The 21,315-nt window shown below is 47.3% G+C and carries 19 protein-coding genes; 6 read left to right on the forward strand and 13 right to left on the reverse strand.

Annotated elements, in window-relative coordinates; genetic code table 11:
• Positions 1-6 precede the first annotated feature (6 nt).
• Positions 7-486 (reverse strand): tRNA adenosine(34) deaminase TadA, encoded by a 480-nt coding sequence (tadA, locus tag V4534_04035; GenBank protein MES2504028.1) that lies wholly within the window; start codon positions 484-486, stop codon positions 7-9.
• Positions 487-513: 27 nt separating this feature from the next.
• On the opposite strand from tadA, the gene V4534_04040 reads away from it, so the two are divergent.
• Positions 514-1,038: a hypothetical protein gene (locus V4534_04040; protein ID MES2504029.1), complete on the forward strand. Its 525-nt coding sequence runs from the start codon at positions 514-516 to the stop codon at positions 1,036-1,038.
• A 152-nt stretch (positions 1,039-1,190) separates the two neighbouring features.
• On the opposite strand, the gene V4534_04045 is transcribed toward V4534_04040, so the two are convergent.
• The 5 genes from V4534_04045 to V4534_04065 form a co-directional block, all read right to left on the reverse strand.
• Positions 1,191-3,974 carry a hypothetical protein gene (locus V4534_04045; GenBank protein MES2504030.1) on the reverse strand — a complete coding sequence of 928 codons (2,784 nt, stop codon included), beginning with the start codon at positions 3,972-3,974 and terminating at the stop codon, positions 1,191-1,193.
• Between the two features lie 130 nt (positions 3,975-4,104).
• Positions 4,105-4,833, reverse strand: coding sequence for a hypothetical protein (locus V4534_04050; GenBank protein MES2504031.1), 729 nt, complete (start codon positions 4,831-4,833; stop codon positions 4,105-4,107).
• A 112-nt stretch (positions 4,834-4,945) separates the two neighbouring features.
• Positions 4,946-5,914 carry a ribonucleotide-diphosphate reductase subunit beta gene (locus V4534_04055; GenBank protein ID MES2504032.1) on the reverse strand — a complete coding sequence of 323 codons (969 nt, stop codon included), beginning with the start codon at positions 5,912-5,914 and terminating at the stop codon, positions 4,946-4,948.
• Between the two features lie 35 nt (positions 5,915-5,949).
• On the reverse strand, positions 5,950-8,259 hold the full coding sequence (locus V4534_04060; GenBank protein ID MES2504033.1) for a ribonucleoside-diphosphate reductase subunit alpha: 2,310 nt from the start codon (positions 8,257-8,259) through the stop codon (positions 5,950-5,952).
• Between the two features lie 89 nt (positions 8,260-8,348).
• A complete protein-coding gene (locus V4534_04065; protein MES2504034.1) occupies positions 8,349-9,185 on the reverse strand; it encodes a COX15/CtaA family protein in 837 nt (278 codons plus the stop codon).
• Positions 9,186-9,215: 30 nt separating this feature from the next.
• Here V4534_04065 and V4534_04070 point away from each other — a divergent pair, with 30 nt between their 5' ends.
• Genes V4534_04070 through V4534_04080 form a run of 3 tightly spaced genes read left to right on the forward strand, consistent with a single transcriptional unit; the run spans position 9,216 to position 11,446 of the window.
• Complete coding sequence (locus V4534_04070; protein ID MES2504035.1) at positions 9,216-10,322, forward strand: anthranilate synthase component I family protein; 1,107 nt, start codon at positions 9,216-9,218, stop codon at positions 10,320-10,322.
• A gap of 44 nt (positions 10,323-10,366) precedes the next feature.
• Positions 10,367-10,717, forward strand: a complete 351-nt coding sequence (locus V4534_04075) for a hypothetical protein (protein MES2504036.1) — start codon at positions 10,367-10,369, stop codon at positions 10,715-10,717.
• A 48-nt stretch (positions 10,718-10,765) separates the two neighbouring features.
• Positions 10,766-11,446, forward strand: a complete 681-nt coding sequence (locus V4534_04080; GenBank protein ID MES2504037.1) for an ankyrin repeat domain-containing protein — start codon at positions 10,766-10,768, stop codon at positions 11,444-11,446.
• A 2-nt stretch (positions 11,447-11,448) separates the two neighbouring features.
• On the opposite strand, the gene V4534_04085 is transcribed toward V4534_04080, so the two are convergent.
• Together V4534_04085 and V4534_04090 are read right to left on the reverse strand one after the other, a co-directional pair.
• Positions 11,449-12,612: a thiolase family protein gene (locus V4534_04085; GenBank protein ID MES2504038.1), complete on the reverse strand. Its 1,164-nt coding sequence runs from the start codon at positions 12,610-12,612 to the stop codon at positions 11,449-11,451.
• A gap of 2 nt (positions 12,613-12,614) precedes the next feature.
• Positions 12,615-14,918: a 3-hydroxyacyl-CoA dehydrogenase/enoyl-CoA hydratase family protein gene (locus V4534_04090; protein MES2504039.1), complete on the reverse strand. Its 2,304-nt coding sequence runs from the start codon at positions 14,916-14,918 to the stop codon at positions 12,615-12,617.
• 49 nt (positions 14,919-14,967) lie between these two features.
• On the opposite strand from V4534_04090, the gene V4534_04095 reads away from it, so the two are divergent.
• The gene (locus tag V4534_04095; GenBank protein ID MES2504040.1) at positions 14,968-15,891 is read left to right on the forward strand and encodes a histone H1-like repetitive region-containing protein; all 924 of its coding nucleotides are present in this window, start codon (positions 14,968-14,970) and stop codon (positions 15,889-15,891) included.
• A 32-nt stretch (positions 15,892-15,923) separates the two neighbouring features.
• Here V4534_04095 and V4534_04100 read toward each other — a convergent pair whose 3' ends face one another.
• Positions 15,924-16,250: a hypothetical protein gene (locus V4534_04100; protein MES2504041.1), complete on the reverse strand. Its 327-nt coding sequence runs from the start codon at positions 16,248-16,250 to the stop codon at positions 15,924-15,926.
• Positions 16,251-16,352: 102 nt separating this feature from the next.
• Positions 16,353-16,700 (reverse strand): hypothetical protein, encoded by a 348-nt coding sequence (locus V4534_04105; GenBank protein ID MES2504042.1) that lies wholly within the window; start codon positions 16,698-16,700, stop codon positions 16,353-16,355.
• A 73-nt stretch (positions 16,701-16,773) separates the two neighbouring features.
• Between V4534_04105 and V4534_04110 the strand changes: the two genes are divergently transcribed.
• Positions 16,774-18,087: a sugar porter family MFS transporter gene (locus V4534_04110; protein ID MES2504043.1), complete on the forward strand. Its 1,314-nt coding sequence runs from the start codon at positions 16,774-16,776 to the stop codon at positions 18,085-18,087.
• A gap of 396 nt (positions 18,088-18,483) precedes the next feature.
• Here V4534_04110 and gspN read toward each other — a convergent pair whose 3' ends face one another.
• Genes gspN through V4534_04125 form a run of 3 tightly spaced genes read right to left on the reverse strand, consistent with a single transcriptional unit; the run spans position 18,484 to position 21,315 of the window.
• Positions 18,484-19,431, reverse strand: a complete 948-nt coding sequence (gene gspN, locus V4534_04115) for a type II secretion system protein GspN (GenBank protein ID MES2504044.1) — start codon at positions 19,429-19,431, stop codon at positions 18,484-18,486.
• 1 nt (position 19,432) lies between these two features.
• Positions 19,433-19,981, reverse strand: coding sequence for a hypothetical protein (locus V4534_04120; GenBank protein MES2504045.1), 549 nt, complete (start codon positions 19,979-19,981; stop codon positions 19,433-19,435).
• The gene (locus tag V4534_04125; protein ID MES2504046.1) at positions 19,978-21,315 is read right to left on the reverse strand and encodes a hypothetical protein; all 1,338 of its coding nucleotides are present in this window, start codon (positions 21,313-21,315) and stop codon (positions 19,978-19,980) included. Before V4534_04125 ends, V4534_04120 begins: the two co-directional genes overlap by 4 nt.

The following is a 21,315-nucleotide window of genomic DNA, read 5'->3' on the forward strand; positions in this document are numbered from 1 at the left end:
AACGATCTATCGGTCGTTTAGCCGACGGGATCTCAAATGTTTGAAGAATCCGCTCATCAAATCGCCGGATTCAGCCGCCAATACGCCCCCGGTTACCTGCATCCGATGGTTTAATCGGGCGTCCGTCGTAATTTGATACAAAGACTGCACCGCGCCAGCCTTCGGATCCTGTGCGCCATAAACCAATCTGTCCACACGCGCGTTAACCAATGCCCCGGCACACATGGGACACGGCTCGACGGTTACATACAAAGTACATCCGGATAGGCGCCACCGGCCCAGATTTTCCGCGGCGTCAGCAATGGCCAAAACTTCTGCGTGAGCCAAGGGATTAGCGTCAATTTCTCGGCGGTTCATGCCTTTGCCCACGAGTCTGTCTTCAAGGACAACCACCGCACCGATAGGCACTTCCCCTATTTCTGCGGCCTGTTTCGCGAGCTCCAATGCTTCACGCATCCATTTTAAGTCTGTTGGTTGCATGTCCATCTAAAAATCCTTACACTTTTTGTACTTATGTGGGTTATCGGCATCTTATTACTAGCTTTTTTAGTTATCTCAAGCGTGCTTGGGCTAATTTATCCCATCAGTGGCGCTTGGGAGCGCCAATCGAATTCAAATCAAAGCATCTGGGATAGAGAGCGAATGATCCTGAAACAAATCGGTTTCATCGTTTTTGGCAGCCAAACCGTTCATGGCGGCAAACAACGCTTTTTTGGCTTTGCCTTTGGGCGTAAGGTCTGGCTAAAAAGAAGAGACTACGGAATCCCTGCTTTAGAGCAACAAGGCTTCCCCAAAGAAGTAGCCAAGCTGGTACAAGGGCGTGTATTGCTTAAACTTCACCTAAAGCTGTCGCCAGATAAACTATTCTTAACGGGCGATGCCCTACCCTATAAAATCGAGTTTTTCGAAGATGGCTCAGGCATTAAGAGCGTAAGCGAAGTAAGCCCTACCCCCAGGAACTACCACCGCGCCGAACTCATACCTACCGGCAGTGTCAGCCAACTGACCTCAGTGGGCAAACCAGCCTATGAGGCCTAATATTGGTTCGCAATATCACCCGAGCAACAAAAAAATGCAGGCCCTTTAAGCCTGCAGAGAAGCGCCACCAAGATTATCTAAAGAAAAATCTCAGCTGCTATACCTATCAATTGTTTACTCGCTATCCTCATCCTCAAGCGTTTCTCAATTAGCTATTGTCGACTTAATAGTTCTGCATCTGCCGCTGCTGCCGCTTTTGCTTCTTTTGCTGCTACTTTCCAAGCTGCTACTGCTGCTTTTGCCTTTGCTCTTATTTCTAGTATTACACCTGGTAGTTTTGCTAAAGCTATTTCTACTGCTGCCATTTCCTGTATTACTGCTGTCTTTGCTTCTGCTGCTGCTTCTGCTGTTGCTGCTGTATATGCTGCTTGTACTGCTGTCATTGCCCGTGTTGCTGCTGCCCTTGCTTTTACTGATACTACTCCTGCTGCTTCTATTTCTACTTCTACTCCTGCTTCTGTTGGCGCCCCTGCTGCTGCCGATATTACTGCTGCTGCTGCCACTTTTGCTTCTTCTTCTGCTTTATTTGCTACTTCCCGTGCTGCTTCTGCTGCTACTAGCAGTACTTCTGTTACTTCTTCCTCAGCTGTTATTTGCCTTCCAAGTTTATATCCTTTTGCATCTTCATAAACTAAACCTAAACTAGCCTCTAAATCAAAATGCTTACAAATGCGGTCTGTCTGTCCTGAAGGAAAAGTAAAATCAACCTTGTCTCCTGTTTCGCTGACTCTATAGTGCGGAACTTCGTCGTCAGTTCCAAGCATGTCGCTTCCAAGACCAGTGTTCTGCCTATAAGCAATTATCACGCCATCTGCATTTTGAAACCCAAAGATGAACATCGTTTGCTCTTCCTGTAAACGACCTATAGTCTGGAGTTTTCTCTTATAACCTATAAACCTAAAACCAAGAGGCATTCCTATAGTAAACCTAAAACGCTGTTCTAACGGTTTTCCAGGTACGGCTTCCGAATTTATGTCAAATCTGACTTTTGGATAGCTATTAAGTGCAACCATTGCTGCAGCGTTTGCTGCAGTGTTTGCAGCCGTTAGTGCGCTTCCATCCGACATCACAATTTTCCTGTCGCTATTCACTATGAAACGCGGGTCGCTCGATGAAACCCTTGTTGTATCTAGCGAGGCAGCCACCCTTACAATGGGCGAGATGTCTGCAGGCGGAGGCTCAAGAGCCAAAAGATTTTTTACCCAATTTAGAGTAAGTTGGTTACCAGCTTCTTTTCCACACATAAATACAACTTTCACCCTGTCGCCATTTACGAGCAAAATCTTATCCCTTGAATCACCTACCGGCACCCGCTTCGTGTCAGATAGCATGTTACAATTGTTAAACACACCCGTTGCCAATTGAGCGTCTTGATGTGTCGCAGATTGCACGGGTGTAGAAGTCACAAGGACACAACATACCAAGCAACCAGTTTCGACAAAAAGCATCAAAACTTCAGGCGTAAACGCTTCAGCGTACATAAAGTTCACAATCGGAACATTCATAATCTTCGCACCTTTCCAACCCACGTGCTCAAAAGTTGAAATAAAGACCGAATCAGCTGCAAGCCACTTGCCTCCTCCTCCTCCTACTACAATCGGGAGGGCTAAAGGAGGGATAAGACCGTCTGCAGTAAATCTATTTTCATATGCGTAACGTCCATCCGCGGCACGATTAGCTTCTTCCAATAAAGCTGATGGGTTAATTCCCAAGTTAGGGTCCAGTGGCACAATTTTCAGTTCAGCAACATCCAGCACACTATCGAGTGCTGCTGCAGCTTGGGGAGTTGGTGCAGCTGGACTGTTTCCTCCAGTGTGGGCGGCTCCTAAGCCGGGTTCTGCCGCGGCTTGTTTAAACTCTTGTGATTCGCGCCTCACAAGTTTCCCTTGATTGTCACTGGCAACATTGCCGGTTCGTTTAAAAGCATTATGCATGAAAGATAGGCCCTTAATAATGTCCCATCCCATAGAAAAGGCAGCTGTTCCAACTTTCAAAGACTCCATGATATCTCTTACTTTTGCACGGGCATCTTGGAGCTCCTTAGCCTTAACTTCGTCCTGTTGATACGGTATCACTTCAAGCTCGTTCGAGGCATAGTGCACTGCATTATGCACTTGAGAGGGTATGACATAATACGGATTTGCATGTTGGTTGAACCCTTGTAGTAGTTCGTTTAACCGCTGGGTGCTTTCCCACTGGCCCCAACCCAAAATTGTTTCCGCATTATATGACAATCTAAGCGCTTGAGCGAGCACTGGAGCTGCTTTAATGGCCGCAGAGCCGCCCACTAGCGTTGCACCGGTTAGCAACAATGGAACTTGCGCCGTTACAGCAGTCGAGGCATCTCCTTCTTCAATGTAACGTGAGCAACCGTCATAAATGCCATAAGCCAATACGCCAACGCCTGCGATTGGTATTACAGGCACACCGAATACACATGTAGCGGAAATAATTTTCGTAGCGCCAAAAATAAACGAAGTATGCGCAGCAAAGGCACCGATTTCGTAGGCGTAACCCAAGGTAGAAGGAGACAAGTTCTCTTCAACAGCAGTTTTCAATGCAGAGCTAACGGAGTCGGAGGCATTACTCCAAGAAGTAAAAGAAAAGGCCTTGTCATAAGGCTGCGGGTCGCTGCCAGTCGGAGCGCCAAAAATAGTATAAGTCGGAGGGCTAAAATTAGATGCAGTGTCGCTGACTTTAATCGAAGAAGTAAGAATAAAATCAAATACAGTTCCCGGCATAGAGGTAAAGGCGTCGAAGGCGTTACTCCAAGAATCAAAAGCGGGAACTGATTCAGTAGTTGGTGGCTCAGCTGGACGAACTGATCCAGCCTCCTTCTTCTCTTGGTCCGATTTAGATCTCTGCAAAAAACTGGTTCCAGCTTGAGAGCTCATTGCAAACAAAGACAAAGTGAATGTTAAATATATGTATCTCACTGAACAACTCCTATTCAGATGTTGATATTACTTGCTTTTATTTTAACGTCAACAGGGGAACAATCAGACAGAGATAAGTTTAACGCTTTAAATTCAAAGACCTACAAAGATGTTAATTGTATACAGTAAATCATTTCAGGACTTTAAAGTAAACTTTTTTACGTTGGTTGGCCCAAGTGATGCTGTCTACTGATGGTTCATCCTCTGGAAACAAAAGCGTCAGCTTAGAGTGGTCTAAGCTCACCTGAATTGCTACGCCCACAACCTCAGCCGATCGAGCACCCTCCTTGTCAGTGAAGAAAACCCGGCAGTTTTTTGGCAATATTATACCCCCATCTACTTGAAAGTCGCATTTGTACTCTAGTGTGGGTAGGCCAATTTGTTCACATTTATTGTCAGTATACAAATTAAAGACGTAAACTAACTTTGCAGATTGCGGGAACTCAATACGGCTTTTGGTGGAGAGGTAATTCTGGCCATCCGATGCGTATACCAATTGAGTACAATGCTGCTGCCATTTACCCTGCAGGTTTTCAGATAAGTTTCTCTTTTGAGGAATAGATGCCGGCATAACTGGCTCGTTTACAGGCTGGTGCCAGGGTGTAACTGAGTGGTTCACTGACGGGTTTGAGGGCTGAAGCGAAGGCGGTTGAGACGGTGGCCACGGTGTGACTGGATGGTTCACGGGGCGGCGGGATTGAGGCGGAGGCTGCTGAACGTTGGGTGGCGGTGGATCTGATTCGATCACAGGTTCGAGATGAGAACTGGATGGTTCTAAATTTTTTTCAGTAGGTTGCTTTTCCGTACAACCAGCGATTGCGAAGGCAGATAGGACAATAAGAGTATAAAATAGATTCATAAATCTATTGTATTACGAATCTAATGGTTAAACAAGTCAAGACAGTAATAATATTGGAGAAATAGAGTGCCTCATCGCCTGCGGCTTCCCGCAAAGACGATGTGGCGCAGTTTTAGAAGCTCTCGTTAAAAACGACTGCGTCTTTACTAATATCAAAACCTTTTTGATATTCAGTCACACGTTTTTCAAAGAAGTTCGTTAGCGGCTGCAAATCTTGCAACACCATAAACGGAAACGGGTTATTAGTCTTGTATTTGCGTGGCAGGCCCATTTGTACAAAGCGTTGATCGGCAACGTATTTCAGATACTCCAGCATGGATCGTTCGGACAAGCCGCTGACACCCAGGCTTAAAATGTCTTTGCAAAACGCCATTTCAACTTCAATGGCTTCATCCACCATCGCTTCGATTTTTTGAGTCAGCTCAGCATTAAATAGCTCTGGGTATTCTTGTCTAATCACCGCAATGACATCCATCGCAGCTTGGATATGCATGGTTTCATCACGAAATACCCAGTTGGTGGCTGTTGCCAGGCCCGGCAGCAGGCCTTTATCGCGCAAGAAATAGACATAAGCGAAAGAGCCGAAGAAGAACAAGCCTTCTACGCAAGCTGCAAAACAGATTAAGTTTTCTAAGAACTGGCGCTTTTTATCCAGCGTATCCAAGCTGTCCAGCTTATCGATGGAATCCATGTACTTAAAGCAGAAATCGGCTTTCAGCTTAATGGATTCGATCTTTTGATACGCATCGAAAGCAGCTTTTCGCTCACCAGCATCTGGAACGTAGTTGTCAACCAGCAACAAATAGGTTTCTACGTGCAGCATCTCATCAAAAAGCTGTTTACCTAAAAACATCCGGAACTCAGGCGAGTTGATGTGCTTGTAAAAGTTCAAAACCAAGTTGTGTGCAACCAAATTATCAGCGGTTGCAAAAAACGCGACCAAACGTTTGATCAGATGCGCCTCTGGAGCCGTTAAACGATCACGCAAATGTTCAAAATCCACGGAAAAATCGATTTCATCTGTGGTCCAGATGTTCTTAATCGAATCTTTGTAAGCTTTGAAGAACTGTGGGTACTTCATCGGCCGTAGGGTTAGGTCTAGTTCTTGGTCTAAAATCACTGGCAAGCCTCGCAAGTTTCTGGGTTCTCGAGTGAACAAGCCAAAGCTTCTTGCTCTGGCACTTGTACCGTCGTTTTTTGGATACTGGTCTTCGCTCTAGAGCGCAGGTAGTAGGTTGTTTTCACACCCTGCTTCCAAGCATACATATACATGGACGACAGTTTAGCCAAGTTCGGGTTTTCCATGAATAGGTTTAATGACTGAGCCTGGCAAATAAACGTCGAACGCGCCACAGCCATGTCGATCAAATCTTTCTGAGAAATTTCCCATACGGTTTTGTACAAGTCCTTCAAATCCTGAGGGATTTCTTCGATGCCTTGAATCGAGCCTTCTGCAGAAATGATCTTCGAACGCATGTAAGCGTCCCAAAGATTGCGCTTTTTCAAATCTTCGATCAAATAGCGATTTACCTGCAAAAACTCGCCGCTCAAGGTTTCGCGCTTAAAGAAGTTTGAAATCTGAGGTTCAATGCTTTCAAAACTGCCTAAAATAGAAGCGATGGTCGCGGTTGGTGCAATGGCTATCAACAAGCTATTGCGGATACCGGTTTTTCGAACTTCTTCAGCCATCGCGTCCCAGTCAAAATGAGTCTCTGGGATTTCTTGGCCACAAGCCTTAGCAAGCTGAACCTGCAACTGACCTTTGGCGTAACGAGACTGATGAAACCCTTCGAAACTGCCGTGCGTTTTAGCCAACTGCATGCTGGTTTTAAGCGCTTGGTAGTAAACCTCTTCAGAGATACGCGCAGACAACTTCTTAGACTCGTCCGAAGTAAAAGGCAGGCGCAGTTTGAAAAACACATCCTGCATACCCATAATACCCAGGCCAACCGGACGCCATCTCTTGTTTGATGCCTGAGACTCAACCGTTGGATAGAAGTTAATGTCCACCACGCGATCAAGGAAAGTGGTCGCAAGCTCAACCGCTTTTCGAAGCTTTTCAAAGTTAAACTGTCCGCCTTCAATAAAGCGCGGCAAGTTAACGCTGCCCAAGTTACAGACCGCGGTTTCGGCGCCCGAAGTGACTTCCAAAATTTCGGTGCACAAGTTTGAGCTTCGCACGACATTGCCTGGAGCGCCTGTTTGAGCGGAACGAAGGTTCGCTTTATCTTTAAAGCACAACCAACCGTTACCGGTTTCAGCCAAGGTCTGGATCATACGCGCATAGAGATCACGCGCAGGGATCTTCTTAATCGCCAAGCCTTCTTGCTCGTATTGTTCATACTGAGCATCGAACTCTTCACCATAAGTGGTGAGCAGTTTAGGCGTTTTATTGGGCGAGAATAGGCTCCAGTCTTGGTTTTGCTCCACGCGACGCATGAACAAGTCCGGGATCCATAAAGCCAAGTTCAGGTTATGCGTGCGGCGCTCTTCTGAGCCGGTGTTGTTTCGAAGGTCCAAGAAAGCTTCGATGTCGCCGTGCCATGGTTCCAAATAAATGGCAGCAGCACCTTTGCGGCGGCCACCTTGGTTTACCGCATGGACCGAGCTGTCAAACACTTTCAAGAACGGGATAATGCCGTTGCTCATGCCATTGGTGGTATTGATCAGCGCGCCCGAGGATCGAACGGGGGTCCAATCAAGGCCGATACCGCCCGAGAATTTAGACAACATGGCTGAATCGGTGATCGCTTTATAGATCCCGTCCAAGCTATCTTCTTTCACCGTGAGCAAATAGCAGCTGCTCATTTGCGGGTGTCTGGTTCCGGAGTTAAACAGCGTCGGTGTGGCTGGCAAATAATAGAACTGGCTGATCAGATCATAAAAAGAGATCGCTTCTTCCACACTGTTTGCAAGACCCAAGGAAACACGCATCAACATCCATTGGGGACGTTCAATAATTTGGCGTGTTTTCGGATGTCTCAGCAAATAGCGATCGGTCAGCGTTTTAAGACCAAAGTATTCGAACAGATCATCTCGTTCGTGGTGGATAGCGTATTCAATGGCGTCGATGTTTTTCTCAACCAAGTTCATGACGCGATCAGCGATCATGCCAGCATCCATGGCTACGCGAATATAGTCACGAAACGCAGAGCCCCTACCCACTTCCTTCAGAATGCTTTCAGAAAGCATGCGCGCTGCAACTTTGGAGTAATTAGGCTCCTCCATCATCAGCATCACGGCATTGGCGATCGACAATTTGTCTAGTTCTTGGGTGGTGCTGCGATCATGAAGGCCGCTAATGGTTCTCTTAGCGATTTCGATCGCTTCCACATTGTCGATGCCTCTGCAAGCGCGGTTCACAGCCGTTAGAATTTTTTCTATTTTAACTTCTTCTCTTGAACCGTCGCGTTTAATAACGTACATAAATAAATGCTCCGATGACGCAGACTATTTCAGAAATAAATCTGTTGTCAAATGTTTTAAATTTTGCCTAAAATTTAGGGATTTAGAGTTTAAGCCGCTTTCCGCCAATACAAAACCCATAAGGAAGCAAGGACCAGAGCGCCAATCGCTGTATGCATAGCTACTACATGAGCATGACGCAAGGTAGCAACCGTCAAAAGTCCGAGTGCAACCTGAAAAATCACTAAGATCAGTGGCATAGCTGCCCATTTGGTTGTTCGAATTTGAGCAAAACACACCCATCCAATCACCCCAACCAGACAATAACCGATAATCCGATGCAACATGTGAAGTTGCCCCAGGTGCCATTCAGGCCAGAAGGTAGGACCGCAAGATAACCAGTCATTCCCGCAAGCCATGCCCGCACCCACGTGTCTTATTAATCCACCCAATAAAATTTGGACAAACACCAAGTGAAAAGCGAGCAAAAATCCCGCCCGGCCAGGCCCCCGAGCCGCCTGACCACCCAAACGCATGCTGAGATAGATCAACAGACAAAAAAAGCTCATGGCCAAAACGAGATGCAAAGTGGACAAAGCTGCGTTCAAACCAAGCAAAACCGTCACACCACCCAAAGTCCCTTGCAGCGCCACGGTGAACACAGCAACGATCGCCAAAATGCGACTTACTCGATCGGTCTTAGGAGAAAGCCAGATCATCACCGCTAAGATCACAGTTAAAAGGCCAACGCCGCTCGCCCAAAGACGGTGCCCGTGCTCGTATAAAACGCCGCCCTTCATTACGGGAAACAGCTCACCATTACAGGTAGGCACAAAATACCAATCAGGGCATGCTAAAGAAGCGCCCATGGGGTTTACCAGACCCCCAATGACAAGTAGAATCCATGTCGCCGTCACCACGACCCAGGAAAATTTAGAAATATTCATATGCCAAAAAACTACCCATTAGACTCACAAATGCAAGCCCTCTTACACTTTGAGGATGTGGAGATTTACGCAAGAAATCCCAGCTCTTATCTGGAAGTTAAGAGCGGGAAACTATTTAGAGATAACGTCGTGATTGGGGATGCGCTTGAGCTTTCAAAAGCGCTTGAGCTTGCGCCGTCGAAAAATTTTTTTCCGGCGTGGGTAGGATTTATTGGTTATGAGTATGCACGGCATTTTGGGCTCGTGACACATGAGCCGGATGGTAATTTTCCGGAAGCGGCGTTTATGCTGTTTGATGGGCCCAGCCAGCGTGGCGCTGAGCCCTTTCCCGATTTTGCCGAGGCAAAATCTCCCTCTCCCACGATTGGGAGAGGGGAATTTATGCGTTCTGTTACGCTTATCCAAGAAGAAATTCGTGCGGGGGATGTTTATCAGGTCAATTTGACTCGGCAGTTTGAAGTATCTCAGCGATCGATCGATCCTTTTACTTTCTATAACTACCTCAAAACAAACAATCCGAGTCCGTTCATGGGCATTCTGCAAGGTCCAGATTGGTCCATCGTATCTGGTAGTCCAGAACGGCTGTTTCGCCTGCAAAATGGCACCATCTCCACGCAGCCCATCGCTGGTACCAAACCCAATATTCCTGGTGCGCGTGAACAACTGTTGAGTAACCCCAAAGAACTCGCTGAACATGCCATGTTGGTCGATTTAATGCGGAACGATCTGGCGCGAATTTGCAAAACAGGCTCTGTCAAAGTTCCCAAGCCTTTCGATATCGAAGCTTACCGCCACGTGCTGCATCTCGTCTCAACGGTCACCGGTGAAACCGACGCACCCTTGGGCGATATCATGTGCGCCATCTTTCCCGGTGGAACCATTACCGGCGCTCCTAAAGAAAGCGCGATGCAATCGATCGCCCGGCATGAACTCATTCCACGCGGGCCCTATACCGGCTCGTTTGGCTACGTATCCTCGGGCCACGGTGTCGATTTCAACATTCTCATCCGCAGCTTGTTCATTGGGAGAAATAAAACTTATTTCTCCGCAGGCGCCGGCATTGTCATCGGCAGCGATCCTCAGTCTGAGCTAGAAGAAACCGAGCACAAAGTCGCGCAATTCCGAAATTTTGCATAATCTGTTGCAAGCTGCCATGTTGGTTAAGCAAAAAGGAGCAACTGATGAAAAATCTAATTATGTCATTTTTTCTAATATCAATTACCGCCATGGCAGCTGTACCGGGTCAAACGGCAAGATTTCCACAGTTCGCTAATAAAGACGTGGATGTCTGGAAAACAGTCATCGAGCCGGGCCAGGCCCTAACCATGCATCGGTTCAATCACTCCTACATCCTGGTTCCGCTAACAGATGTGAAACTAAAAGTAACCAACAAGAAAGGTGTTGTAACCCATGTGGAATGGAAAAAAGGCACTGCCTACTCTATGCCTGCAGACAAAGCAGGGGAATTTCATACAGACCACAACGAAGGCAGCACGACCATGGAAATGATGGTCATCCAAATGAAGAAATAGCATCTTCACTTAACGATTTTAGTCGGGCTACCATGATATATATAAGACATGGTAGACCCACTCAACCGCGCCAACTTCCCGGAAGTCCGTTTCTCAACAGCCGAGAAACCCGCCCTTGGATACTCCGAATACGACCGAACCATGCAGCAAGAACGAGCTGGTAGCCAACCTGCAGCGCAGTCGAAGTTTCCCAACTGGATTCAAAGCATCACAAATAAGTTCAAACAATGGTATCGCGGTGATACAGCGTTAATGAAGGCTGCGAATAGAGGCGACCTTGAGGCGGTAAAGCATCTTGTAGAATCTTCACCTTCGACAATTTGTCAAACCAATAGAAACGGCACGAACGCATTAATCGCTGCAGCTGGCAAAGGTCATCAAGAAATCGTTAAGCTATTGCTCTCAAAGATGCCTGCCCCTGAAATCGTCAAAGCAAATCGATTTGGCACCACGCCCCTTATTGCTGCCGCAAGCAACACTAATAGCCAAATTCTCAAAGCTATTATGGAGCGCATGACCCCAAAACAAATTTCTCACGTGAATAGCCACGGAGATACCGCCCTTAAAGTGGCACTCCAAAAAGAGCACTACGAATTAGCAATCCAACTAATCCTGGCTGCAGAACATCAAGAAGTGAGGCAGCTTGCTCCCCTAGACTATTCAGTTGACATCCAGGGAGCCATCAAAACAAAGTTAAGGCGCCCAGACATGGACGAACATACGATTTAACATCAAGCCAATTCAATCAATGCAGCAGCACCCATGCCGCCACCAATACACATGGCGCATACGCCGTAGCGTTGGTTGCGGCGCTTCATTTCACGCAGGATGGTCGCCACCTGGCGAGCACCCGTACACCCAAGCGGATGGCCTAAGGCAATCGCGCCACCGTTTGGATTCACGATTTCAGGATTCAACCCAAGCTCACGCACGCAATAAAGTGCCTGCGCGGCAAAAGCCTCGTTGATTTCAAAAACGCCAATATCGCTGCTTTTCAGGCCCGTTTGGCGCAGCAATTTTTGGATTGCAGGCACTGGACCAATGCCCATGATTTCCGGTGGAACGCCTGCGGTCACAAATGCCCTGAAAAAGCCCAACATGGGAAGCTTAGCCGATTCAGCTTGCGTGCGTTCCATCAACACCGCTGCAGCTGCACCGTCTGTTATTTGCGAAGCATTACCTGCAGTAACTGTTCCCTTCATATCAAAAGCTGGCTTAAGTTTAGCCAAGACTTCCAAACTCGTATCGGCACGAGGTCCTTCATCGGTATCAAAATGTCTTGTTTGCCGTACCCCTTTGTCGTCAAAAACCGAGACATCAAAACCAACGATTTCATCCTTGAAAAAGCCGCTTTGGATGGCCTTAATCGCCCGCTGATGGCTTTGGAACGCAAAGGCATCTTGATCTTCCCTGGAAATGCCAAACTTTTGTGAAACCAATTCGGCTGTAATACCCATGGGCACATACGCCTCAGGCATCATGTCCATGAGCTCGGGGCAAGCGCTCGGGCGATTGCCTCCCATTGGCACCATGGTCATGGATTCGACGCCGCCGCCGATGCCCATGTCGATTTGGCCTGTCTGGATAGACTTCGCGATATCCGAAATGGCATGCAAGCCGCTCGAGCAAAAACGATTCACCGTCGCAGCCGAAGTCGTATTGGGAAGGCCTGCCAAAAGGCTAATCGTCCGAGCAAAGTTCATCCCCTGCTCTGCTTCAGGCATGGCGCAACCAATCACCACATCGTCAATATTTTTAGATTCAAGGCCTGCTCTTTTAACAGCTTCTTTAACAACGACCGCACCAAAAACATCTGGCCGAGTGTCTTTGAGCGAGCCTTTATAACCTTTACCAAGAGCTGTTCGAACGCTGGATAAAATCGCGATTTCTTTCATGGTTAGTTCCTCAAAGGTTTGTTGTTTTCAAGCATGTAAGCGATGCGTGCCATGGTCTTTTCTTCAGCACACAAGGACAAGAAGGCCTCTCTTTCCAAATCAAGCAGGTATTGCTCGCTCACCATTTGACGCATGTTGGTGTCACCACCAGTCATGACGTGGGCGATCTTTTGTCCGATCTTCAAGTCGTGATCGCTAATTTGGTGGCCATCTCTAAACGATCTGAGAACCATATCGAAAGTCGAATAGGCGCTCTTGCCTGGCAGTCTAAAGCTTCGGCGCATCGGCGGTCTGAAACCACCTTTCGCCATACCCAAAGCAGATTGCTTGGCGCATTCCAGTTGCAACTGGCGATTCAAAATAATCGGGCTGTTGCCGCACAAAAAAAGCATGTTTTGAGCTTCATGTGCGCTGGTCGAAACTTTGGCCATGGCTACGGTTTCAAACGCCCTTTTGATAAATGGTTCGGCCACAAATTCAGGCGCGTCTACCGCACCTTTGAGCGTACGCGCCAGCATTTCGATATTGCCACCGCCACCAGGGATTAGACCAACACCTGCTTCAACAAGGCCCATGTACAGCTCAGCATGCGCGCAGATTTGATTGCACCATAATGATAATTCAGTCCCGCCACCAAAGGTCATGTTGAAAGGCGCAGCTACGGTTGGAATGCTGGAGTATTTCAGCCTGACACCGGTGTTTTGGAACAGGCGAATCATTTTATCGATTTCGTCCCACTGCCCTTGCATCGCGCCCATATACATGAGCAGCAAATTGGCACCGACTGAGAAGTTTTGACCTTCATTTGCCAACACAAGAGCTTGAAACTGACCGGCTTCACATAGATCGATCGCTGTATTGATATCGTTCAATACTTCGTTATCGATGGCGTTCATCTTGGTGTGGAACTCAACCGCAAGCACACCGTCTCCGAGATCAACCAAGCTCGTCGCCATGGTATCCCGGACAATTTTGGTCTTATCTTCTTTTAAGATCGTTAAGCTGAGCTTTTGCGAAACCACAGGCTTAGCTGCACCGGCTTTTGGATCCCAGTAAGTCTTGTGGCCATTTTCAACGGCGTAGAAACTTTTACGGCCTTTAGCGAGCATATCGCTCACCCAAGTTGGAACTTTGAGGCCTTCAGCAGTCATGCGTTTGGCAGATGCTTCCACACCCAAGCTATCCCAAGTTTCGAAAGGCCCTTGGGCAAAACCGAAACCCCATTTGAGGGCGTTGTCCATTTGGACAATATCATCGGCGATTTCGCCTAAGCGGTTGGCGCTGTAGATGCACAACGCGGATGTCAGCTTCCAAGCCAATTGGCCAGCTCGGTCGTCCGAGTTGACCATATGCTTAATCTTCTCGCCGGCCGATCCCAGATTACGCACGCCGCCGAGTGAATCAAAGCGCACTTTGGCTTTGGGCTTATAGGTCATGTCCTGCAAATCCAGCGCCAAGATTTCTTTGCCTTCTTTTTTATAAAAGCCTTGGCCGCTTTTTTGCCCGAGCCAACCGTTCGCAACCATTTTGCGCAGGTAGTCTGGAACTTCAAAGCCGTCTAAATAATTTTCAGCGACATGGATAAAAGTATCCAAGCCAACCACGTCCATGGTCCTGAACAAGGCGCTTTTCGGCCTGCCCATAGCGGGCCCAAAGACCGCGTCTACTTCTACGGGGGTATAGCCGCCCTCGCCCATCAGTCGCAGGGTTTCCATCATGCCAAACATACCGATGCGATTGGCCACGAAGTTCGGGGTGTCTTTACCGTAAACAATGCCTTTACCTAGGACGTTTTCGCCAAAGGAGGTCACACGTTCAACGACTTCAGGTGTTGTTTCAGGCAGCGTTACGATTTCAAGCAAGGGCAAATAGCGAACAGGGTTAAAAAAGTGGGTCAGCAGGAATCTACTTTTAAATTCGCTCGAGCGGCCTTCGGTCATGGCCTTAAGGCTCAGGCCAGAGCTATTTGAAGCAACGATTGTCTCAGGGCCGACCAGAGGTTCCAGTTTTGAATATAAATCGCGCTTAACATCGATATTTTCAATAATTGCTTCAATGACCAAATCGCATTCTTTGACTCTGGCCAAGTCGGTCTCGAGATTGCCCGTTTCAATCAAGCCGGCGTGCTTGGCGCTAAAGAAGGGAGCGGGTTTGAGTTTCAACGCCTTTTGAAGGCCTGTTTTGGCAAAGTCTTTGATGTCTAAAAGCAGGACAGGAATTCCAGCATTCGCAACTTGCGCAGCGATACCAGAACCCATCACACCAGCGCCGAGAACACACACTTTTTTGAAACGTTGTTTGCTCATATTCCCCGCCCCCTAGCATGGCGCCCATTTTTAGGCTATACAAAACAACATGATACTGAGTAGCAAACAACTGGAAGAGCTCGAGAATCTTCACGACAGCGTGAGTGAGTTTGACGAAGAAGCGAACGTTTCTCCAGATGTGGAAGAGTTTGACGAGGTCGCAGAAGGTGCCCTAGCCTGGCGTCGCGGCATGCTGGAGCGTGCCGTAGCGACAGTGAAAAAGCAAGATCGTGCTTCCCTCTCGTCCAAAGACAACCTAGTTGTCGGCTCTTTAGTTTACGATACAGTCAATAGCCGTTTTGCTCGTGTTAAAAAAAGCTCACTGAGCGAAGCCGAGTTAACCTACGTATCCGGCGGCGAAGGCATCCTCAAAGGCACACAAATTCAAAAGATGGCAGCGCCTAAAGCGTTCGCGCCAAAACCACCGGCAAAAATTCCTGCTCCGAAAAAAGGCGCAGCCACTAAAAAAGTTGAAGAGAAAAAACCAGAAGTTAAGCTCAAAGCCAAAGTAGAAGCACCAGTCAAAAAACCGGTAGCCAAAGCCACGCCAGCAAAGAAGCCAGCGGCCAAAAAACCAGAGCCTAAAAAAGCACCTGCCAAAGCAGCTGCTAAAAAAGTGCCTGCCAAAAAGCCGGTCGCCAAAAAAGCACCAGTTAAAAAGCCTGTAGCTAAAAAAGCGCCTGCTAAAAAGCCCGTGGCGAAAAAGGCTCCCGTAAAAAAACCAGTCGCCAAAAAAGCACCGGTCAAAAAGCCTGTAGCTAAAAAACCAGCACCCAAAAAAGCGCCAGTCAAAAAGCCAGTTGCTAAAAAGGCTCCAGCTAAAAAAGTTTCAAAACCAGCCAACCCCAATACCTTCATCAAGCAAAACTACCGCAAGATGAGCAACAAAGAGTTGGCCGCAATCACCGGCCTTTCCGAACACACCATCCGCCGAAAATTAGGCGAATGGGGCCTTAAGCGCCCAAGCAAATAAACAATTCCATTTGTCATCCCGGCACCGGATAACTACTGCTGCACCACGCGCAAATCATGGTTTACCGCTTTGAGCTCATCTTCTAAATGCGCCACTTCTCTGCGCATATCATCCAGCTTTTTAGACTGTTCTTTAAACTTCGATTCATTCTTTTGAATATCAGTCCGAATATCTTTGGTGGGCGCATGATGCTTGCCTTTATTCGGCTGACCATGCTTTTCCGATTCGAGCAAAGTGCCCAACTTTTTCTGCTCGGCATCGACCTTCGCAATATCAGCCTTTTTACTCGCTATGCTCTGCATCAGTTCTTGCTGTTTAGCTTGAAGTTCACCTACGAAATCACCGTTTTTTGTGCTCACTTATTAATGATAGCCAACTAAGCTAATCAATTTCAACCGAACATCACAAATATCCCACCACCAAATTTGGCTTAATCTGGTGGGGCACCACCGATCAAGAATCTACTGGTTGCGAAAGCCGTTTTTAATGGCAGTGTCACATGATCCGGACACACCTGCGCCAGGACAAGGGGCCGGGGAAGTGCATGCTTTTACTTGACAGTCCATGTCTGCTTGGATTGCAGCTAATTCGCTGGCCGAACAAACTGCTACAACAGCATTTACTTCCTCCTGAGTAGGAGCTTTTACCGCTGCGGACTCCGCCGGATTTGCAGGGCAAGAATTATCAATCTGGGCGAAATCGTTGATGATTCCTTGCATCACAGGATTATTACTTGTCGCTAATTTTGAGCTTCCGCATGCAGCTATTAGACCGAAAATCATAACAATCAGAATTTTGAAACGCTCCATATAAAACTCCTGTTAAACAAAGATACCGCGATGTTTCAGATGATTTCAAGCCGACCTCATGCTAAATGTCGGCATGCAGATTTTTCGATCCGTTTACTTCATCTCTGGCTTGGCTGCCATCGCTGGTTTGTTGTTTGGGTATGACACAGGGGTGATTTCGGGTGCTGTCTTATTCATACGTAGGGATTTCGGGCTGACACCAACGGAAGTCGGGGGTGTGGTGAGCGCAGTCCTTCTAGGTGCACTGGTTGGATCGGCTTTTTGTGGGCGGGTAACCGATAGGCTTGGCAGGCGTGGGTCTTTGATGATTGCTTCAGGGCTTTTTATTGTTGCATCCATCGCAGCAGCGCTTTCGGAAAGCGTGTTTGATTTGGTGATGAGCCGGTTGTTCTTGGGGGTAGCTATTGGAATATCTTCTCTGACTGCGCCTCTGTACCTCGCTGAGGTAGCTCCGGCGCGAATTAGGGGAAGCTTGGTTTCACTCAATCAACTGGCAGTTACCATTGGTATTCTAGCCGCTTTTGGCGTTAACTATCTATTTTCGGACTCAGGGGACTGGCGTTTTATGTTGGGCCTAGGGGCTGCGCCAGCGGCTGTCCTGGGATTTGCCCTCCTGTTTCTGCCTGAAAGTCCACGTTGGATGGTGCTTAAAGGTAGGCCCGATGAAGCGAGAAAGACTTTAGAATACCTAAAGTTTAGCGGAATTGACGAAGAGATTAGCGCGATCGAAAGTTCGTTGACCAATGAAAAGATACGATTTAGATCCCTTTTTCACACTCATGTAAAATCTGCCCTCATGATTGCTTTAGGCTTAGCGTTCTTCCAGCAAGCCACGGGTATCAATGCGATTATCTACTACGCACCTCTGATTTTTGAACAAGTTGGATTTCCAGGTGCGTCTCACGCAATTTTGGCAACTGTCAGCGTTGGCATCATAAACGTTCTATTTACAATCATATCGTTGTTTTTAATCGATCGTTTGGGGAGGCGACCTTTGCTCTTAATAGGCTTAGCAGGTATGGGGGTGAGCTTATTTATATGCGGTCTTACCTTTTTGTCAGATAGCCAGGAAGCGTTTAGATGGTTTGCGCTGGTATCTGTTCTAAGTTACATCGCGTTCTTTGCCATCAGTCTGGGACCCATCATGTGGTTAATGATTGCTGAAGTCTTTCCTTTGCAGCAGCGCGCTTTAGGGACGAGTCTAGCCGTATGCGCGCAGTGGGCTTTTAACTTAGCGATTTCAGCAAGTTTCCCTGTTCTACTACATCATTTGGGCGGCGCGCATACACTCTGGTCATACACGGTGATGTGCGTAGTAGGCTTATTCTTCACATGGCGCCTCGTCCCTGAAACAAAGGGGAAAACGTTGGAAGAAATTCAAGTCTAACGCTTGACGGCAAGTGATTTTATAAATTTTTCGCATGCTGAGTTTAGAGGGTGTTTAGGGTCAGCGCATGTTACGGTCGAATCGTTCGTACAGTGAATTGTAGCCAAACAAGGAAGCCAATGTTGAAACCTACCTTTGTCATAGCTACCACAACGGCTTTGGAACTTAACTTCGGATGAGTTAGAGCGGAATGCATATGGCTTATTACATCTGCGAGTAAAATTATTAACTACTTCAACAATTTCCCCCAAAGTCACGTTGTCTACAGATTGTGCAGAAATCGGGCTTGCTGATACAGCTGCTACTAAACTAAAACATGCTACAAATATTTTCATAATTTAATCTCCGTCGTCAGTTTAGGAAATTAAATCATATTTGCAATACCCAATGCAAAAATTAAGGCTGTTTGCCCCACTTAGGTGTAGGCGCCACCAGGCTTCCGAAGAGTGTAAAGTATACCTTTCCATCAGCATCTTCGGCAGCTTTCATATCTGGGTTTAGCTCAAGCAGAGTCGCCATTTTTGGGTTTTTCTTCTTGAAATCTTCTTTCATTTTGAACCAGCCTGCGCCTTTTAGGGGGCTGAACAAGATGTTTTCGGACAACTCGAGACTGGCATTCACATCGGCTTCTAAATCACCACCTACAAGTTTTAAGTTCTGGATAGTCGCTTTGCCTTTTTGAAAAGAAGCGTTTCCGGAAAAGCGTCCCAATTTGACGAGAGGCAGCGTCAAACCTGCACCACCAGCGCCAGGTATTTCAAACAAACCAGGGCCAACCGATAGATTGCTGAAATCTAAAGACAACGTGCCAGAGCCGTCTTTCGCAGGATTTTTGCCTAGGCTGATATCGGCATTGAGATTGACCACGCCAGCCAAGGGTAAACCGCCCTCGGGCGTCTCGCCTCTTAGTTTTTGCAGGTCAATTTGGTTTATATCCAGCCACAGATCGCTCAAATTACCCTTATCGGTCATACGTACCGAGCCGCGCGCTCTGCCGTCATAGATGGTAGCGTCGAATTGGACCTTGGGCATTTTTGACAAAAAAGTACTAAAGATGCCAAAGCGAAACTTCAGTTTCTGTACTTCCATCGTCTGACCCGGTTCAGTGGTCTCACTGCCCATTTGCACTCGAAGGTTAGAAACAGATACACCCGACAATCGCCATAAAGATAACTCGCCAATGTGCACGCTAGGCGCCAGGACCAAAGGATGGCTCGGATCGCCTGCCAGCGCTTCTTGCATTTGCTTTTCGATATAGGGTCTTAAAGCATCGATGGGAAAAGTTAAATAGAGCGAAACAATGAATGCGAAACCAAAAAATACAACATATAAAAACTTTTTCACGTTAGCTCGCCTTCCAAGTAGTTACAGTCATTTGCACATCGAGTAAGTCTGGCTGGTCAAAACGCGTTTTCACCTGAAGTCTCGTCACTTTAACCAAACCACCTTCTGTCGTATCTTCGACGTTTTCTAGAAATGCGTTAAGCCTATCCACAGAAAGTTGTTTCAAAGTCACCACCACGCTGACTTGCGTTAAGTCCGAATTATTCATCGGTTCTTTACGTTCGTTTAAATCGTTGACGGTTAAATCGAGCCTCGTAGCAACGTTTTGTATCAAGGTAAAAAGAGCAATCTTATTTGCCCGAATCTGAGCTTGTCTTGCCTGCTGCAAAGACTGAATGCGCTCGTATTGCGTGGACAGTGCGTCAATCTGTTTGGTTTCAAGTTCTAACTTTTTGATGGTTGCATGCCGGCTGTTGAGCGAGCTGATAGCGCCCCATAAAACCAAGCCCACAATCAACAAAATTGCGAGGCCTGCAGCCAACAGCGCTTTCTTTTTGTCATCATCGTTTAGGTTTTGAAATCGCTCTATCAATACTTGTAGTCGTTTCATTTTTTGCCACCGTCGCAATCAACATCCATGGAAATCTGAAAGTTCACGCCTGACTGAGCTTGCCTGGCTCGGCCCTTTTCGACATTTTTAAAGCAATGGTTTGTGCCTAACGCATTAACGATAACGTCAACCGATTCAAAATCACCGGTATCGCCGGAAAGCCTGACACCACCGTTGCCAATGTCCAAATCGGTCAACTTAACTTTCACGGACTCAGGGAGCGCTTTGGAAACTTCCAGATAGATATCCGTCGCGCTCATTTTCGGTATCTCGTCTTGCCTTTCTTTGGCAATGGCTTTCTTCATTTCAGGCAGGCAATTAGCAATCGCTTTGCCCATCACTTGCTTGCATTGCACTTTCTCACTGGCCACCAAATCTTCAATGCGGGCGCCCAAGAAATAGCGTCTTGCACCAAAATTAATCGCTAAGAGCACAAGAACAATGCCGGCCCAAATACCGATGGTTCGAGTGCGGGCGGTAACCAGCTGGATTTCGGAACGGAAAGAAAACTCATCTTTGCGAAGGTTAAAACGGTTAAACTTCTCGTGGGGCTTTTGACCGATTAACGCGTAGCTCGCAGCCAGCGCCATGGTGGGCGATAGGCCAAAGGGCCGCAGGATGCTGACAGGGATCTCGAGCACTTGGGCGAACTGCTCTTCAATGCCAGCCGCTAAAGCACCACCGCCAACTAAGTAAATTTTTTCAACGCGATGATTTTCTAAAGATAGCAAAGTCTGGCGCACTTCACGCAAAATCGAGACAGGATCAGCTTTCAAGACAGAGCGCGCTAGCAGCAGTTGCTTATCATTGCCAATACAGATGCCTGCGCTTTGTGCGCCCATATCAATAATCGCGGCTGTCTGTGGCTCTTTCAGCTCCTGCTTCAGCAAGTCATAGAGACCGGCCGCTTTAAGCGTCAGGATATTCGGATTGACGCCGACTTTTTCCAAAGTTTCGAGATAGGCGTGAATGGAGCTCTTTTTAGCGAACGCCGCCAAGATGCGTTGTTGAGGTGCCTTCTTATCAGTTTGCAAAAACCAAGTTAAAGTTAAATCGTCAATTTCAAGTGGCAACTGTGCATCGAGAAGACTGCCTAAAATTGAACTAATCTTTTTATGGCTGGAAAATGGAACATCAAGTCCTCGAACTTGAGCGTCCACGCCAGGAAGGCCAGTGACGATAATATCGCCTTCCAGCCAGCCTTCGTCATTTAAAGCATGAATTGCATCTTCGGACACAGGGACTTCATGCGATCTTTGCACCTCTGAGTTTTCGAGATGTAGCACTTTGATGCTATACGCACCGATATCTAGTCCAACGACTCGCTTTGCCAT

This window comes from Myxococcota bacterium (assembly GCA_040387835.1).
Lineage (GTDB): Bacteria > Myxococcota > UBA727 > UBA727 > JABDBI01 > JAZKCZ01.

Coding starts and splice junctions, on each gene's coding strand:
- V4534_04075 (MES2504036.1), top strand. CDS start 10,367: ATGAAAAATCTAATTATGTCATTTTTTCTAATATCAATTACCGCCATG.
- V4534_04095 (MES2504040.1), top strand. CDS start 14,968: ATGATACTGAGTAGCAAACAACTGGAAGAGCTCGAGAATCTTCACGAC.
- V4534_04085 (MES2504038.1), bottom strand. CDS start 12,612: ATGAAAGAAATCGCGATTTTATCCAGCGTTCGAACAGCTCTTGGTAAA.
- V4534_04125 (MES2504046.1), bottom strand. CDS start 21,315: ATGGCAAAGCGAGTCGTTGGACTAGATATCGGTGCGTATAGCATCAAA.
- V4534_04090 (MES2504039.1), bottom strand. CDS start 14,918: ATGAGCAAACAACGTTTCAAAAAAGTGTGTGTTCTCGGCGCTGGTGTG.
- V4534_04060 (MES2504033.1), bottom strand. CDS start 8,259: ATGTACGTTATTAAACGCGACGGTTCAAGAGAAGAAGTTAAAATAGAA.
- V4534_04105 (MES2504042.1), bottom strand. CDS start 16,700: ATGGAGCGTTTCAAAATTCTGATTGTTATGATTTTCGGTCTAATAGCT.
- V4534_04120 (MES2504045.1), bottom strand. CDS start 19,981: ATGAAACGACTACAAGTATTGATAGAGCGATTTCAAAACCTAAACGAT.
- V4534_04080 (MES2504037.1), top strand. CDS start 10,766: ATGGTAGACCCACTCAACCGCGCCAACTTCCCGGAAGTCCGTTTCTCA.
- V4534_04070 (MES2504035.1), top strand. CDS start 9,216: ATGCAAGCCCTCTTACACTTTGAGGATGTGGAGATTTACGCAAGAAAT.
- V4534_04050 (MES2504031.1), bottom strand. CDS start 4,833: ATGAATCTATTTTATACTCTTATTGTCCTATCTGCCTTCGCAATCGCT.
- V4534_04065 (MES2504034.1), bottom strand. CDS start 9,185: ATGAATATTTCTAAATTTTCCTGGGTCGTGGTGACGGCGACATGGATT.
- tadA (MES2504028.1), bottom strand. CDS start 486: ATGGACATGCAACCAACAGACTTAAAATGGATGCGTGAAGCATTGGAG.
- V4534_04040 (MES2504029.1), top strand. CDS start 514: ATGTGGGTTATCGGCATCTTATTACTAGCTTTTTTAGTTATCTCAAGC.
- V4534_04055 (MES2504032.1), bottom strand. CDS start 5,914: ATGAAGTACCCACAGTTCTTCAAAGCTTACAAAGATTCGATTAAGAAC.
- V4534_04110 (MES2504043.1), top strand. CDS start 16,774: ATGCAGATTTTTCGATCCGTTTACTTCATCTCTGGCTTGGCTGCCATC.